The sequence below is a fragment of the Listeria ivanovii subsp. ivanovii genome (assembly GCF_900187025.1).
In the GTDB taxonomy this organism is placed as follows: Bacteria; Bacillota; Bacilli; order Lactobacillales; family Listeriaceae; genus Listeria; species Listeria ivanovii.
Genome location: NZ_LT906478.1, coordinates 1187141 through 1203776, shown reverse-complemented (window position 1 = coordinate 1203776; position 16636 = coordinate 1187141). Strand labels below are relative to the sequence as shown.

The 16636-nt window shown below is 36.7% G+C and carries 10 protein-coding genes, 3 pseudogenes and 1 other annotated feature; of the genes and pseudogenes, 1 reads left to right on the top strand and 12 read right to left on the bottom strand.

What is annotated here, in order from left to right:
• Positions 1-58: 58 nt before the first annotated feature.
• The 12 genes and pseudogenes from CKV67_RS05985 to CKV67_RS05935 form a co-directional block, all read right to left on the bottom strand.
• A complete protein-coding gene (locus CKV67_RS05985) occupies positions 59-3259 on the bottom strand; it encodes an MMPL family transporter (RefSeq protein WP_025279896.1) in 3201 nt (1066 codons plus the stop codon).
• Between the two features lie 15 nt (positions 3260-3274).
• Entirely contained in the window at positions 3275-3727 is a 453-nt protein-coding gene (locus CKV67_RS05980) for a MarR family winged helix-turn-helix transcriptional regulator (protein ID WP_014092617.1), read from the bottom strand.
• Positions 3728-3817: 90 nt separating this feature from the next.
• On the bottom strand, positions 3818-7228 hold the full coding sequence (locus CKV67_RS05975) for an FtsX-like permease family protein (RefSeq protein ID WP_025279895.1): 3411 nt from the start codon (positions 7226-7228) through the stop codon (positions 3818-3820).
• 13 nt (positions 7229-7241) lie between these two features.
• Positions 7242-7941 (bottom strand): annotated as a pseudogene (locus tag CKV67_RS05970) (ABC transporter ATP-binding protein).
• Positions 7942-8060: 119 nt separating this feature from the next.
• Positions 8061-10469 carry a phenylalanine--tRNA ligase subunit beta gene (gene pheT / locus CKV67_RS05965; RefSeq protein WP_014092614.1) on the bottom strand — a complete coding sequence of 803 codons (2409 nt, stop codon included), beginning with the start codon at positions 10467-10469 and terminating at the stop codon, positions 8061-8063.
• Entirely contained in the window at positions 10469-11521 is a 1053-nt protein-coding gene (gene pheS / locus CKV67_RS05960; protein ID WP_014092613.1) for a phenylalanine--tRNA ligase subunit alpha, read from the bottom strand. Before pheS ends, pheT begins: the two co-directional genes overlap by 1 nt.
• Positions 11522-11566: 45 nt before the next feature.
• Positions 11567-11798: a binding site (T-box leader), on the bottom strand.
• Positions 11799-12143: 345 nt separating this feature from the next.
• Positions 12144-12311 carry a hypothetical protein gene (locus CKV67_RS14620; protein WP_155522405.1) on the bottom strand — a complete coding sequence of 56 codons (168 nt, stop codon included), beginning with the start codon at positions 12309-12311 and terminating at the stop codon, positions 12144-12146.
• A 266-nt stretch (positions 12312-12577) separates the two neighbouring features.
• Positions 12578-13105 carry a hypothetical protein gene (locus CKV67_RS05955; RefSeq protein ID WP_014092612.1) on the bottom strand — a complete coding sequence of 176 codons (528 nt, stop codon included), beginning with the start codon at positions 13103-13105 and terminating at the stop codon, positions 12578-12580.
• Between the two features lie 500 nt (positions 13106-13605).
• Positions 13606-13958: pseudogene (gene tnpA, locus CKV67_RS05950) on the bottom strand (IS200/IS605 family transposase); the annotation flags it as partial.
• Positions 13933-15387 (bottom strand): IS1182 family transposase, encoded by a 1455-nt coding sequence (locus tag CKV67_RS05945; protein WP_014092611.1) that lies wholly within the window; start codon positions 15385-15387, stop codon positions 13933-13935. The gene CKV67_RS05945 and the pseudogene tnpA, both read right to left, overlap by 26 nt.
• 95 nt (positions 15388-15482) lie before the next feature.
• Positions 15483-15608, bottom strand: a pseudogene (locus CKV67_RS05940) (transposase); the annotation flags it as partial.
• A 177-nt stretch (positions 15609-15785) separates the two neighbouring features.
• Positions 15786-16109: a winged helix-turn-helix transcriptional regulator gene (locus CKV67_RS05935; protein WP_014092610.1), complete on the bottom strand. Its 324-nt coding sequence runs from the start codon at positions 16107-16109 to the stop codon at positions 15786-15788.
• Positions 16110-16262: 153 nt separating this feature from the next.
• Here CKV67_RS05935 and CKV67_RS05930 point away from each other — a divergent pair, with 153 nt between their 5' ends.
• Positions 16263-16622: a DUF6054 family protein gene (locus CKV67_RS05930; protein WP_014092609.1), complete on the top strand. Its 360-nt coding sequence runs from the start codon at positions 16263-16265 to the stop codon at positions 16620-16622.
• Positions 16623-16636: the final 14 nt, after the last annotated feature.

The window sequence follows — 16636 nt, the reverse complement described above, 5'->3', positions numbered from 1 at the left end:
TTCCAGTGAAACCAAAAACCGCACTTCTCTACTTGGAAGTGCGGCTCTTTGTCTTTCATTATTTTTTCGGTGGTACATTTTCTTGATGGTCCCCTTTTCTTGTAATGAATGGCCACCAATTGCCACGGCCGAATAGTTTTACCATTACTGGAACAAACAGTGGTAAAATGACGACGGCGTAGAGAATCAGACCAATGAGGACAACCGTTGCAATTTCTAATAAGGAAAGCACACCAGCTGGCATCATCGCGGCAAACGTCCCACCAAGAATGATTACTGCGGAGAAAATGACGCCTCCCATATTTTTCATTGCTTTTATCATTCGTTCGCGAACCGAAAGTCCATTATACTCGTTAAATCGTGACATGAGGAAGATCGAATAATCAATCCCAAGTGCGACGAGCACCACGAATCCAAAGAATGGAGTTGCCCATGTTAAGCCACTATAGCCGAGAATTCTCATGAAAATGATTTCTGCAAACCCAAGTGCAGCGAAATAAGTTAGTACGAGTGAGGCAATTAAGTAAAGTGGCATTACTAGTGAACGTAATACAATCACGAGAGTCACAAATACGCTTGCTAAAACGATAACGAGTACTAAGTGATAGTCAGCAGTAGACATGTCACGTGTATCGTAGTTGGTGCTCGTCATTCCACCAATTCCAATCTTAGCATTCTCTAATTTAGTTCCTTTCATACTTGCATCTAACTGGTCATTGATGTCATCAATCGAATCCATGGCTGCGTTAGAGTAAGGGTTTTTTGTCAACACCACATTGATTGTTGCTAGTTTTCCATCATCGGAAATGTATTGATCTAATACTTTTTGGAAATCTTTATTTTGAAGCAATTCTTCTGGTACATAGATTCCAGAACTAGCATATGGAACTTTAGACCAGTCGTTGATAAGACCGTTAGCTGTGTTTAGACCATTTTGTACTTTGCCTAAACCATCTGCTCCAGAAGTTAAGCCATTGGTAAGTTCACCCATTTGACCACTAATTCCAGAAAAGCCATCTTTAAGTGCTCCCTGTCCTGCTGCAATTTGTGATAAGGCACTCGATATTTCTGGCATTTTAGCAACTACTTGGCTTTGACCATCTGCAGCTTGATTTAAGCCTTGCTCTAATTGATCAAGTCCCGTTTCGATTTGACCAAGTCCAGAATTAAATGCGTCAAGCCCTGTCGAAATTTGTTTGGATTCTTCATTTAATTGATTCATTGCAGTAGCAAGTTGTTGAATTCCTTGGTTCAATTCGGTCATTTTTGATTGTAATGCTGCCATTTGTTTTCCTGCAGCTGTTTTAAGCTCGGTTCCTGCTGTTTGTAGCCCTTGAATATCAGCCGCTAATTGCTGGAACTTAGGGTCACTTCTAACTTCTGGATGTGCAACTGCAAAAGTTTGGAATGAATCGCCAATTTTTTTGAACTGTGCTTCTAATTTAGATGTATCAATTGCTTGTGAATTAGGATTTTCAAAACTTTTTAGTTGATCTGCTACATTTTGGAGATTTTTTTGAATTTCGACGTAGCCAGCTTGAATTTGCGCTTCGCCGTTTTGTAAAGTAGTGAGTTGCGATCTTGCTTCAGCCACGCCTTGTTTTAAATCACCGGCTCCACTTGCACCACTTTCAATACCTGTTTGGATTTGCGTAAGGGCACTTTGAAGTTGAGTGAGACCTTGTTGTGTAGCGACGGTTCCTTTTTGTAAATCACTAACACCTTGGACAGCTTGGTCGAGTGCTGGTTCTGATTTTTTTAATTCAGAACTAGCAGAATTAAGTCCTTCTTTAACTTGACCAACACCATCTGTTGCTTGATCAACCCCATCATTTACTTGGCCAGCTTGATTGTTAATATAAATATCAGCCACGCGTTTCCCGGCTGGCCGTGAAGCACTCATGACCATATCTACACCTTTTAAGTGGGATAAATCAGCAGAAATTTTTTCGATTTGCGCGATATAGTCAGTGGTTCGCATATCATCATCATTTTCGATAAAGATTTGTGTTGGTGCTACTTGACCAGCTCCAAAACTATCCGAAACGATTTCAAATCCTTTTTTTGATGGATATTTATCGCTAATTTCATCGAGTGAGTTAAATGATTCTGTTCCAGTATGAAGTAAAATTGGTGGTAATGTAATGGCAGCAACTATGAGTAACGCAATCCATGGTCTTCTAAAGGTGAATTTACCAGCAGCTCCCCATATTTTATTTTCTTTGTGGCTAATATTTTTATTTAGTGGCCAGAACAAATGTGTTCCAAGCGTACTCATGAAAAATGGTACTAGTGTATAAAGTGAAGCAAGTAAGACAATAATTCCGACACCTACTGCTACTGCGGAACGATATAAGTCAAATTGAACGAAATAAAGCGATGTGAATGCAACTAGAACTGCAACACCACTATAAATAACCGTTTTCCCTGCCGTACGATACGTTGCATGAACAGCTTCTTGTGGATTTAGCCCAGCGCCCATTTCTTCTTTAAATCGACTCATCAAGAGTATACAATAATCGGTTCCTATCCCAAACATGATACAGACCATAAATATCTGCGTATAAGTGGAAACTGGAAAATTAAAGAGATCTATTAAAAAGGCTACCGTACTTTGCGCAACGAGATAACTTATCCCAACTGTAATTAGCGGAATAAATGGCGCTACAGCCGAGCGGAATACAAGGAATAATACGACGAGAATAAAGACGACCGTAATTCCTTCCGTTTTATGTAAACCATCTTCGGAACCTTGGACAACATCTTCTTGTATTAGTTTATTTCCAGTTAAATAGGTATCTACTCCTTGGACATCCATTTTTTTATCTAGAGCGGTACGAATACTTTCAACAGAAGTGTCTGAATCGTCTACTGTTAAAGTAGCTACCATTGTTTTCCCATCTTTAGAGAGGAATTTATTTTTTAATTCGGGCTGGTTAAAGCTTGATAATACATTGGTTACATGAAGTTCCTCTTTATCTGCATCAATGGAATCCAGTGATTTTTCGATGTTTTTTAATTCTGTTCCAGTTAATTTGTGGTCCGCTGTGTAAACAGCAATATAAGCGGAACCTTTGTCATCCGGATTATGTTTCTTTTGCATTTCTGTAGCAAGCGAGGACGGATAGCCATCCGGTAATTTAAGTTCCCCTTTTTCGCGCACAAGATCTGCCATGGGCGGCGCAATTAGCATTAATACAACTGCTGCTGCGAGCCAAAAAGCTAATATAGCCCAGCGTAATTTTAAAATCCATTTCATGCCAAATCTCTCCTTTTATCTTCTGGCTTGAATGACTGACTTGGTGATTTTTTCATATAGCATTAAAAATTGTTCGCTATCTTTTTCTCCTAAAATTTCTAACCATTCATTGACTAGACTTTCTAACTTTTGTTCGCACTCTTGATAGATTTCCTTTCCTTTTTTCGTGATAGTTAAAACAATTGCTCGCTTATCTCGCTCATTTTTCTCTCGTCTGATATAACTTTTTTCTTCTAGTTTTTTGAGCTTTGGTGTGACGGCGCTTTTATTTACAAGCAAGCATAAAGCTAAATCGCTAGCGCTAATTCCATCGTTCTCGGCAATCTCTCGTAAAACGAAAAACTGTTCAATCGAAATATCTGCCGTATTGGTGGAAAGTTCTGATATAGCTTGATGGATTTGATTTAACGCAAATATGTAGGTTTGTTGATAACTATGAATCAGCTGTTTTACTTTTTGTTTTTCCAAATAAAGTTCACCCCTTTAACTATTTTTCAAGTTTAGTATTTTTTTGTGTGTTAGTCAAATAAAATAACCTGCTAAAAAGCAGGTTATTTATTATTCCACTGATTTAAGGGCTTCAATCATATCAATTCGTTTTAATTTGATATGCATGACAATCATAACCACAGAGGCGAATACTAAAGTGAGAATACTGGAAAAAAGATAGCTCGTCCAATCAATTGCTGGACTGAACATCATTTGGTCGACTTCTGCGGTCGTAATAATGAAGCGATGTAAGAAAAAGCCGAGCACAAATCCTGTGACAATTCCCATTAAGGTCAAAATAATATTTTCCCGATAAACATACATCGTGACTTCTTTTGGATAAAAGCCGAGTACTTTAATAGTAGACAATTCTCGAACACGCTCAGATACGTTGATGTTTGTTAAATTATATAACACTACAAAAGCAAGTAGTGCAGCTGAGGTGATTAGTACGACAATAACAATATTTAAACTATCCAATGTATCCGTCAACATCGAACTTACATTACTCGAGAAGGTAACATTTAAAATTGATTTACTATCTACTAGTTTTTCTGCAAAGTCAGTTTCTGTCTTTTGCGAAGTATCATTTAGCATTAGCAAGTCTAAATTATAAACAGGTTTTTCATCAAAAATTTGCTGATAATAACTTGGTGTCATGTAAAGATAATGCATTGCGTAGTTTTCGGTGATAGCACTAACTTTAATAGTAAATTTATTATTTTGGGCATTTTTGACAGTGATTTTATCGTCTGGTTTTATGTCATATAATTTAGCCAGTTTTTCACTAATGATTGCCCCGTCATCGGTGAGTTTTTCGGTCGTATGACTTGCCCGATCGCGAAGGACGATATAATCTGGTAATTCATTTAAGTTTTTAGGGACAATAATCGACATTGCTTGCGCTGATTGACTAGACTTGACAGCATCCATATTCGTTTGGGCGATTGGTAGTTTGCTATCCACATTCGGGTCATCTAGAAGTTTTTTATAGTTTTCTTTGGCAGTTTTTGGCGCACTCATATCTTGATAAACTGCCGCATCATACTTCATGATTTCTCCGTACTGCATCGTTGCAATATCACTAATCGAGTTTCTAAGACCAAAACCTGTCATAATCAAAGCCGTACAACCTGCAACACCAAGAACAGTCATTAACATCCGCTGTTTGTAACGGAAAAGATTTCGAGCAGTTACTTTACTTGTAAAATTCATTCGTTTCCAAATAAAATTAATTCGCTCTAAGAAAATTCTTTTGCCCACTTTTGGTGCTTTTGGTCGCATTAATGCGGCTGAATTTGCTCGAAGTTCCGCACGACAAGCAACATATGCGGTAAATGTAGTACATAATAGTGCTACAAGTAAAGCTAATAAGCTGTAACTCCAGTAAAAAGCTATATCCACGGACGGCAGTTCATACATTGATTTATAAGCATTGAAGATAATATTGGGGAAAAACTGAAAGCCGATTAAGACCCCAAGTACGCTTCCGAGGATACTCGCAATCGAACCGTAAACAAGGTATTTTAAAATAATGCTACCATTGGAATAGCCAAATGCTTTTAATGTTCCAATCTGTGTTCTTTGTTCTTCCACCATTCGAGTCATTGTTGTTAAACAAACGAGCGCAGCAATTAAGAAAAAGAAAATTGGAAATGCTGTTGAAAGCGAAGTTAAGCGGTCAGCATTTTCTTTGTACTCGCTATAACCCGGATGATCATTTCGATCTAGCACGTAATATTTGGGAGATTTTAATGCATCTAGTTTCTCTTGGCCAATTTGGACATCTTTTTCTGCCTTCGAAAGTTTGTTTTCTGCTTTCTTCTTCTCGGTCGTAAATAAGCTAAGATTTTTTTCATATTCGACTTCTGCGGTATTTAGCTTAATCAGCACATTTTGTAGTTCTACGCGCCCTGTTTCTTTTCCAGAAGCCAATTCATTTTTTGCGGAAGCTAGTTTTTTCATTCCTGTTTGATATTGTGCTACCCCAGTTTGATAAGCTGCTTTCGCTGCCAGTAATTCTTGCTTTTTCTGAGTAAGCGTTTTAGCACCTTGATCTAATTGACGTCTTCCTTCATCTAATGCAGTTCTAGCAACTTGATATTCTTGTTCTGCGTTAGCGACTTGTTCGAGTGCTGCATTTAAATTAGAGCGAATTTCAGCATCCGTAATGTCACCATTCTCGTAGTCATACATCAGACTATCCAAGCTTTCCTTGTACTCAGCCTTCTCGCTCTTTGAAAAATCTAATTCTGTCGCTATCAGATTAAAAGAGTTAGTTATACTAGTTCGGTCTAATTCGTAATTGGTTAAATCTGGTTGGCTTAACGCATTTTCTAATGTCGATCTTGCATTTCTCAGATAACCATTAACACTATTTAAAAGATTATTGTTCTCTTCCCACATAGCTTGATTTTCTTTCAGTTCTTCTTCCGCTTGTAAAAGTGCTTCTTCTCCATCCGCAATTTGAACCTTAGCAGCATCAAGTTTCGTTTTAGCTTTTGCAAGATCTTGTTCACCTGCAACAATCTCTGCCTCACCTTGCTTGATTTTTGCTTCATAGCTTGCTTTAGCAGTAATATATTCGGTAAACCCCGAGTCAATTTGTGCTTTTGCATCTGCTAGTTTGGCTTCATTTCCCTGCAGCCCGACCCTTGCTTCTTTGATTTCTTTTGTTGCGTCGTCAAGCTTTTTTTGTTCTGTTTGTTTGATTTTTACCAAACGATTTGCTGGTTGATCTTTGATAGCCTTTTCAATACTTGCTTTATCTTTTTCTTCCGTGGAAATATATTCATCAGTGAAAGCTTTTTTGGAAGCTAAATTTTGGAATGTCATATTTGCTACTGTATATTCTGGTAAATCAAAATCTTGTGCTGGGATAACTCCAAAGGCATCCGTTTTCCCTTTACCAACAGTACTTGAGCCACGTTCGGCTTTTTGAATGTAAGAAGGCGACTGGACAAATCCAACTACTTTATAAGTGGATTTATTTAATGTACCTTTTAACTCAGCCCCATCACTTTTTACAAAAGTAACTTTATCGCCTAATTTAACGTTTTCATGAATCGTTTTATTATTATCAAGCGCGATTTCTCCTGATTTCTCTGGTAAATGTCCGCTTACTATTTTGTATTTATTTAATGTATCTTTATCTGATGTGGAATACAATTTAGTAACAATATTTTTGTCTTTCATTAGTGTATCCGCGGTATAACCGAGTTCTACTTTTTCAATTCCGGCAATTGATTCTAATGCTTGTTTGTCGGTTTTATCTATAGCATATGTTGATTGTACGCGAAAGTTAGCTAATTCGTATTTATTGAAATAATTATCCGCTGTCAAAAGCATATCTGGCCCTGTTGCTTTAAGTCCGGAGAAAAAAGCAACTCCAAGCATAATCAACATAAAAATCGAGATAAAACGGCTTTTTGAACGCCAAATTTCACGGAAGATGTCTTTCCATAATGCTGTACGTTTCACTAGTTGCCCCTTCCTACCATTCTAAGTCGTCAATAGACATTGGCGCTGGATTTTCTTTGATACTACGAACTTTTGCATTATTAACTTCGATAATTCGATCCGCGATGGGCGTAATGGCCGTATTATGTGTAATGATAATAACCGTTGTACCAGTATTTTTGCAGGTTTCCTGTAGAAGTTTTAATACTGATTTCCCAGTATCATAATCCAGTGCGCCAGTTGGTTCATCGCAAAGTAATAGTTTAGGTGCTTTAGCAAGTGCTCTAGCAATAGCAACTCGTTTGTTCTCCACCAGAAAGTTGTGCTGGAAAATTATCTAATCGATGACTTAAGCCGACTTGTTTTAAAACCATTTCTGCATCTAATGCATTCGGCGCTATTTGAGCAGCTAATTCGACGTTTTCTTTGGTGGTTAAGTTAGGTACTAAATTATAAAATTGAAAGACAAAACCAACATCGGTGCGCCGATATTTAGTTAATTGCTTGGCGTTATACTGAGCAATATCTTGGTTATCCACCATGATTTCCCCTTCACTAGCGTTGTCCATTCCGCCTAGAATATTTAGTACAGTGGATTTACCTGCACCAGAAGGACCAACGATAATAACTAATTCCCCTTTTTTTATGCCAAAAGTTATTTTATCATTTGCTGTGACAACGTTTTCACCCATTTCGTAGTATTTGGATACATCTTTCATTTCTACATAGGTCATTTTCCCCGTCCTCTTTTTTGTGCCTTATTGAACATTATACCATGCATTATTTCATTAAGTGAAGTAAAAAATAGAACTAACCAGCAGGAAAATTTCTCCATACAGGTTAGTTCTTCTGATTAACGAATAACCGCGTTTAATTTTTCTTTCAACGCGTCTACTACTTTGTTGGTTGCTTTTTGTACATCTTCTTCGACCAGTGTTCTTTCGCTATCAAGGAAAGTTAACGTATAAGCTAACGATTTTTTGTTTTCGCCAAGGCTTTCTCCTTCAAAAATATCAAATAACTCGATATCCACTAATAACTTACCACCATGCGCTTTAATTACTTCTGCAATAGTCGCATGATTGGTATTTTTATCTACTAGTAAAGCTAAGTCGCGAGTCATTTCTGGATAGCGAGGAATTGGCTGATAAACTACTTTTTCTTTGGCAGCTCCAAGTAAAGCTTCTACGTTCAATTCAAATACATAGGTTTCTTTTAAATCAGCATTTGCTTCTACAGCCGGATGAACTCCACCCAAGTAACCAATTTCTTTTCCTTCTATATAAATACTTGCGGTTCTTCCAGGATGTAGTTCTTCTTTCTCTGTTTGTTTCCATACTAACTCTGCTTTTATACCTAATTTTTTCACTAAACCTTCGACAATTCCTTTTAGGACAAAAAAGTCTACTGGCTTTGGTGTTTTTTGCCAGTCCGCCTCGTGCCAGTTGCCAGTAATTAATCCGGCCAAATGCTCTTGTTCAATTGGTAAATTATCGCCTTCTGTTGCATAAAACACGGTTCCCATTTCGTAAAGTGCCACGTCCATATTTTTACGGGCAATATTATAACTTGCACTTCGAATTAATTGTGGTACGATACTTGTTCTTAAATGGCTATGTTCTTCACTCATTGGCATCGAAAGTGCAACTGTTTTTTCATTGGATAAAGCTAAACGAGTCGCTTCTTTTTTAGAAGTTAGCGAATAAGTTAATGCCTGGTTAAGCCCAGCTCCTTCTAAATAAGCACGCATGACACGACGAGCTTTTTGGCTATCCGATAAGCCGCCAGTTGTGCTCGTTGCAGGAAGTGTAACCGGAATTTCATCGTAGCCATAAATACGTGCTACCTCTTCTAAAATATCGGCTTCGATTGTAATATCCCAACGTCTAGATGGTACTTCAATCATGAGTGTATCTTCTTTTACTTCAAGTACAAAGCCTAGTCGATTAAAAATGGTTTCGATTTCAGAAAGTGTAATAGCTGTTCCTAAAATGCGATTAATCCGAGTTAAGCTTGTTTCGATTTTATTGATTGCTTTTTCACGGTTATCTACTTCGACAACACCACCTACAAGCGTTCCTCCGCTCAGTTCAGCGATAAGCGCCCCACCATGAGCAAGTGCTTTCTCTACTTTCCAAGCGTCAGATCCTTTGTCATAACGAATGCTTGCTTCTGTACGTAAATATAATTCTCTGGAAGCTTTACCAATAGAGGAGCTACTGAAAATAGCGCCTTCTAATGCTACAGTTGTTGTATTTGCTGTAACTTCAGAAGACTCCCCGCCCATTACACCTGCAATGGCAATCGGATCGGTTCCATTAGTAATAACCGTATGACCGGCTTGAAGTTTACGTTTTTCACCATCTAAAGTAGTTATTTCTTCTTGTTCTTTGGCAGAACGAACAATAATTTTTTTACTACCAATTTTGTCGTAATCAAATGAATGAAGTGGTTGACCATATAATAAATTGATATAGTTAGTAACATCAACTACATTATTGTGTGGACGTATTCCCGCTTTCATTAGTTTCGTTTGTAGCCAAAGCGGTGATTCTTTAATCGTAATATTTTCCACCATTTTGATGGCATAATAAGGTGTTTCCATAGGATTTTCCACTTCTACCGTTAAAAAAGAATCTGCTTTTCCTTTTTCAGATACATCGGGTTGAGTTGGTTGTGCTGGTTTTTGGTGGATAATTGCCCCGACTTCATGCGCTACCCCGGTCATACTTAAGGCATCTGCACGGTTAGGTGTAATCGCCATATCCAAAATTGCATCATCTAGACCAAGTAAATGAATAGCACTCACGCCTACTTCTACATGTTCAGGTAACACATAAATTCCCTCTGCATAAGCTTTAGGAACTACTTTACTTTCAAAACCCAATTCTGCCAGTGAACAAATCATTCCTTCTGATACTTCGCCGCGTAATTTAGCACGTTTGATTTTAAGTCCACCAGGAAGTCTTGCGCCTACTTTAGCAACAATGACTTTTTGTCCAGCTGCCACATTTGGAGCCCCGCAAATGATTTGCACAGGTTCTGCTTCATCTGTTTGAACGATACATTTATTTAGTTTTTCTGCATCAGGGTGACGTTCGCAGGTTAAAACTTCTCCAACAACGACATTTTTTAAACTAGCGCTTAATTCTTCCACACCTTCAATTTCAATTCCAGTTCTTGTAATTGCTTCTCCTAGCTCTTCTGCAGATAACGGGAACTCCTCAAAAAATTCTTTGACCCAATTATATGAAACTAACATTAGATTTCCCCCGTTTCTGTGCTTTGAAATTGTTTCGTAAAGCGTAAATCATTCGTATATAAATGGCGAATATCATCTACTGCATATTTCAACATTGCCACACGTTCTGGTCCAAGTCCGAAAGCGAATCCACTGTAACGAGTTGAATCAATTCCTGACATTTCGAGTACATTGGGATGAACCATTCCACTGCCTAAAATTTCAATCCAACCCGTTCCCTTACAAACGCGACAACCTTTACCGCCACATTTGAAACAAGAGATATCCATTTCAACAGAGGGCTCTGTGAACGGGAAAAATGATGGGCGTAAACGAATTTCACGTTCTTCGCCAAACATCGTTTTTGCAAGTACAGTTAATGTTCCTTTTAAGTCCGCAAAAGTAATATTTTCACCGACTACGAGTCCTTCAATTTGAGTAAATTGGTGAGAATGGGTCGCGTCATCATTATCACGACGGTATACTTTCCCTGGACAGATAACTTTGATTGGTCCATTTTTAAAGTCATGTTTTTCCATTGTTCTTGCTTGTACTGGAGAAGTTTGCGTGCGTAAAAGCGTGTTTTCTGTAATATAGAAGCTATCTTGCATATCGCGAGCTGGGTGATCTTTTGGTAAATTTAATGCTTCGAAGTTGTAGTAATCTAACTCTACTTCTGGGCCTTCCGCAATGGTATAACCCATTCCAATAAACATATCTTCCATTTCTTCAATAACTTGTGTTAGTAAATGAGAAGTTCCGATACTTGGATTCGTACCGGGTAAAGTGACATCGATTGTTTCGGATTTTAATTTTTCATTGATTGCTTCTTTTTCTAAAATTTCTTGTTTGCTTGAAATCGCTTCGGTTAGAGCTGTTCTAACTTCATTAGCGAGTGAGCCCATTTTTGGACGTTCTTCTGCTGAAAGTTTCCCCATTTGTTTCATGATTTCTGTCATTGGCCCTTTTTTTCCAAGGTATTTCACTCGTAAGTCGTTCAATGTTTTTAAATCTGTTGCCGCGGCAATTTGTACTTCTGCCTCACTTTTCAGCGATTTCAATTGTTCTAACATACCGTTCACTCCTTCTTTTTAGACAAAATAAAAAAGCTCTATCCACAAAGGGACGAGACTTCTCGCGGTACCACCCTAATAAGAACAAATAAATTGCTCCCACTCAAAATTTTGATAACGGCTTAGTAACCGATCCACCTTCACGTCAGATACGCTTCCCAGTGGCGACTCCAGAGCTGAAATGTTCGCAAATTAGTCTGTAAAGTGGTTTTCAGTCTATGACCACTTCTCCCTATTACAAACATGCTTTGTTACTTTTCTCTTTCATTGTCTTTTGATATTTAGATAGTTTTTATTATAGTATGGTTCAGGCAAAGATTCAAGTTAAAAAAATTCTAGAAAACACAAACATAGGTTACAAAAAAATTTTGATAGATAGTTTAGTTAACTCGTTTGAATGAATTTTTTAATAGATATCTTTTGTTTGAAAAGATTATTTATAGTAGTGTTTTCTTGTAGAATTTTGATAACATGGGTTTTCAGATATGTTTTTCTAACGAATATACTTTTGTCTATGATAAAGTCATTCGGCATAGAGACATTCCACCTGTTGATTAATTATATACGGGAATGTCTCTATTGGTATTTGAAATGTATCGGTATCTATTCTTACAAAATATATTTAACTAGTAGTTTTTTTTTTTGCTCTTAGTCCTAAAATCATAATTATTAAACCCATTATAAATCCTAAAATCATATAAATAGAATCAACTATATGAAAAGCGAAAAGTATAGCTGGTATAATAAAAATTAACTGACCTAAATAAATAACAATTTTATAGTTAATCATTTATCTCATCCTCCTTCATATTCTTATTACTAGTATACAATAATTAAGACCATTTTAGTCAAATATTCTAATATAATATACTACTCTCCTAATTGTTTTTTTATCTCATATTCCTATCTTTCCTTTATTTTAGTATATCTATTTTTATTTAATTCTTTTTTCAAGAAATGGAGTACTATCTCCCTTTCTCTTTCTTGTTAGTATTATATATGCTTGAAATGTAAGCATGCTTTTTTGTTCTCCATGATTTCTCATTACACTATTGCTCAATAAGTAACTTTAGTAGTCACAATTTTTCGGTATTTAGGAGCCGCAACTTTAAACGCAATAATACTTGCTCTCGTTCCAGACCATTCTGAAACAACATAACTAACATTTCCATATCTTTTATCCCAACACAAAGTAACATGAACTTTTTTATTTTTGTTTGTCAATTTCCTTATAGCAGAAGTAGCCGTTCCACGTTTGACACTCGCAGCTGCCCCAAAAACAGTTATATATGGCCCTATTCCAGGAATAAATGAAGCCGCAGCCCAGGCAACAACAGATTTATTAGACTGATCTAATCTTGATGCAAAAGTACGAGCATCAGCAGTATTCAGGTAGAAATCAGAATACTCTATATCCATGTAGCCACCAAGAGTTGCCCCTTTATAAGTAGACTTTACAAATCCTTTTTTAGGAATTCCAAACGTTCCATGTTTAACATTTCCAGCATATACATTCTCTCCTGAAATCGAAAAAACAGAAAAACTAAGAAAAATAATACCAATCATAATAAATAGTTTTTTCATAATAAAAGCCTCCATTTTTTATATAGTCTAACTATTTAAAATTAACATATAATTAAAAAATATGTCTACAAAAAATATATTTAATATTTAAATTGTACATTCTATTCGTAAAAAAAGCTTCAATTGAAGAATTAACTTAATAATTTCGATTAATGTGATAAAAATTATTTTATGTCAAATGATATTTTATTTCGCAACTTCAATGCATTGATTTTGAGATTATTGTTTTTTTGGTAATAAGTTCTTCTAACGAATGAAACATTTATCTATGATAAAATCGTTGGTCATCAATTCGGTGTGATTGTTCTGCTATTCCATTTTACTAAGAAAAAAAGACACTTGATTTTAGAAATAGATTGTACTCTTACAATCACGACCACCCGTGTAAACGGGTGGTTTGTTCTTCGGCTGAAAGCCTATCTTTACGACCTAAGCCTAAAGGCTTTCTGAATGGTTCGCCTTTTGTACCACATTCTCATCCAAATTCTACTAGAATTTAGTTAGTTTTTTCCACGTATCTTTTTTCCAGTAAACGGGTCTACCTCTTCAAATAAATTTAATTGGTCCATTTGATAGTCTTCCCTAAGTTGATTTCGGATGTAGTCTTCTATCGTTCTTTGATTTCTTCCTACCGTATCTACATAATACCCTCTACACCAAAATTTTCTGTTTCCATATATTAGCGTGTCTATCAAATATCATCAAACTGCTTTTTTCCTTTTAGATAGCCTACAAAGGATGATACGCTTATCTTTGGAGGTATACTCACTAATAAATGAATAGGATCTTTACATGCATTAGCCTCATGAATAATCACACCTTTCCGCTCACATAATAAACGAATAATCGTTCCAGACTGTAGAAAAACGGTAGTTCTCAAAGGTTAAACGATGAGAACTTTCGTTTTTTTTCTGTTTATAGGCAAAAAAATAAAAAGGCATAGCCTTTTTCCATAGCCAGTTAGCCATCTTTTTCAGGTTCATGGCTGCAAAAGTAAGCATTGCTTGGAGAGTTACTTTCGCAAGTTCGCGATAAGTAGTCCATCTCATACCATGCTTTTCTTTGGCATCCGCAAAACATCTTTCGATGGTTTCTTTTCTGCGTTTATACCATTTTTTATGCTGTTCTGTGAAACGCAATTCCTCTGATACTTCTAAGTAAGGCTCCCAGATATGTCGCAGAGTCGTTTTTTCCTTTTGTTTATTTTGCGTGCAATCCTTTAATAGGGAACAACTACTACAGTGAAGAGGAGTAGATTTATAAAGACGATAACCATCTCTTGTAGTTCGAACATAAGATAATAACGAGTTATTGGGACAAATATAACTGTCTAAATACTGATCATATAGAAATGCCCGTTTTGAAAATAACCCTTCTTTTCCTTTTGGTCGAGTATAAGGAAGCACCGCTTCTATGCCTTGACTCCAAAGATACTTAGCGATAATTGGTGTCTTATAACCTGCATCAGCAACCACCACCGAAGGCGTCGAAAGGGTGTTTTTTAATTTTTCGATAAGTGGAACTAACTGTTGACTATCGTGAATGTTTCCTGGAGTAATAATAGACCCTAGAATAAAACCATTGGTATCACAAGCCGTATGGAAAGAATAAGCAAATTGTTTTTCTCGTTCCCCTTTGACATAGTAGCCGCTTTCGGGATCTGTATTACTTATTTTAATTTCTTTCTCCTCCTGACTTTCTTTCCTGGTGAAAGGCTTTTTTCCTTCGGCAACCCGGCTTACATTAATTTCCTCTTCTAGTACTTCTTGATAAACGCGTGTTTCTTTTCGAACCAATTTTTTATGAAATTTATGTTTATTCGCATTCGCTTTCACATGGGTAGAATCCACAAAAGCAACTTCAGGTTCGACTAAACCAGCATCCATTGCTTGTTTTAAAATGCGATAAAAAATTTGTTCAAATACATCCGTTTCTGCAAAACGTCGAACATAGTTTTTTCCGAAAGTAGAGAAGTGGGGGATTTTCTGATTGAAATCATACCCTAAAAACCAGCGATAAGCCATGTTCGTTTCTACTTCCTTGATGGTTTGGCGCATGGAACGGATACCAAAAAGATATTGAATGAGTACTAACTTTATGAGGACTACCGGATCTACACTAGGTCTTCCAATATGAGAATAAGTATGTTCTACCAATGGATAGATAAAGTCAAAGTTAATCATATTATCTACTTTTCTTACTAAATGGTCCTCTGGGACCAAATCATCTAAAGAAATAGCTACTAATTGATTTCGTGCTTGTTGTTGATGTTTAGAAAGCATTTTTATCACCTCATCATTTTATGTAAGCCTTACCATTATTATAAAACAAAAAAGACTGCAGATAAAATGATTTCTCACTTTGTCTACAGTCTGAAACGAATAATCGTTCCTATGCTCGATTTGTATCTCCCATAGATAATCTGCCTTCTATATTTTGGTGCAAAAACAAGATGATACTTACATTTCCATACCGTATGTGCTAAACTTGAATCGTCTTTCATGACATAGCCTCCTTATGCTTCTAAATGTGGTTGGCGAACCTCATTTATCTTAGCATTTTTTATGGAGGCTTTTTTAATACCACGCTAAAGCTCTCTGGAACCACAGGCTAAGCCTGTGGTTTTCACAAGAATATAAAAAATAATCCCTCCATTTGTGGTGGAGAGATTATCCTTCATTTAATTTGCTACTTCCACCCATTTATCAGCCCAGCACTGAACTTCAAGCATGACTTCTTGGAGTGCTTTCCCTTTTTCAGTTAGTTCATATTCAATGCGTACAGGAGTTTCTGGATAAACTTGTCTTACGCAAATATCCATTTCCTCAAGTTCCTTCAAACGCTCTGCAAGCACCCGATCACTCATTTGCGGGATTTCGGCGGCAACTTGTTTAAACCTTTTTGGACCAGTCAGTAAGACATTGATGATAAGTCCAGTCCAGCGTTTACCTAACAATTGGAACGCCGATTCAAACTTCGGACATACAACATGTGCATCAGTCATAATTCTCACCTCTCAGGATATTGTAACATATTTATCAACAGAAAGTAACTAATAAATACTACGCAACTTATATTTAGTAAGCGTATAGTTGATTTGACCTACATCTATTAGTCCATTAAACTAAGAGTATAACTTATTGAAGGAGGTCCTCACATGCCATCCATTCGTTACATTGTCAAGACAGATGTGGCTGAGACACTTGAAATCATCAAGCAAGGTCAAGTTGGTTCTAATATTGTGTTTTCAGAGATTCGTACGTTTGAATTTGGAGAGCTCGCATCACTTGCATGCGAAAAATTCTACTTTCGGTCTTCTAACCGAGCAGCTTTATTTGTAAATATTCATAATTTTAACGGGGAAACAGAAATAACGATTATCTCAACAGGCAGTTCGAATGGCTTTCTCACTGGCATTGATTGGGGAGCAGCTCTTGATTACATGCATAGTGTCGTAGCTGATCTAAAACGAGTTGCTATACGTGAAGTGGAAATAAATAAAAAGGAAGACATCTAAAAAAAGGTCGCTAA

Coding starts and splice junctions, on each gene's coding strand:
- CKV67_RS05985 (WP_025279896.1), bottom strand. CDS start 3,259: ATGAAATGGATTTTAAAATTACGCTGGGCTATATTAGCTTTTTGGCTC.
- pheT (WP_014092614.1), bottom strand. CDS start 10,469: ATGTTAGTTTCATATAATTGGGTCAAAGAATTTTTTGAGGAGTTCCCG.
- pheS (WP_014092613.1), bottom strand. CDS start 11,521: ATGTTAGAACAATTGAAATCGCTGAAAAGTGAGGCAGAAGTACAAATT.
- CKV67_RS14620 (WP_155522405.1), bottom strand. CDS start 12,311: ATGATTAACTATAAAATTGTTATTTATTTAGGTCAGTTAATTTTTATT.
- CKV67_RS05955 (WP_014092612.1), bottom strand. CDS start 13,105: ATGAAAAAACTATTTATTATGATTGGTATTATTTTTCTTAGTTTTTCT.
- CKV67_RS05945 (WP_014092611.1), bottom strand. CDS start 15,387: ATGCTTTCTAAACATCAACAACAAGCACGAAATCAATTAGTAGCTATT.
- CKV67_RS05935 (WP_014092610.1), bottom strand. CDS start 16,109: ATGACTGATGCACATGTTGTATGTCCGAAGTTTGAATCGGCGTTCCAA.
- CKV67_RS05930 (WP_014092609.1), top strand. CDS start 16,263: ATGCCATCCATTCGTTACATTGTCAAGACAGATGTGGCTGAGACACTT.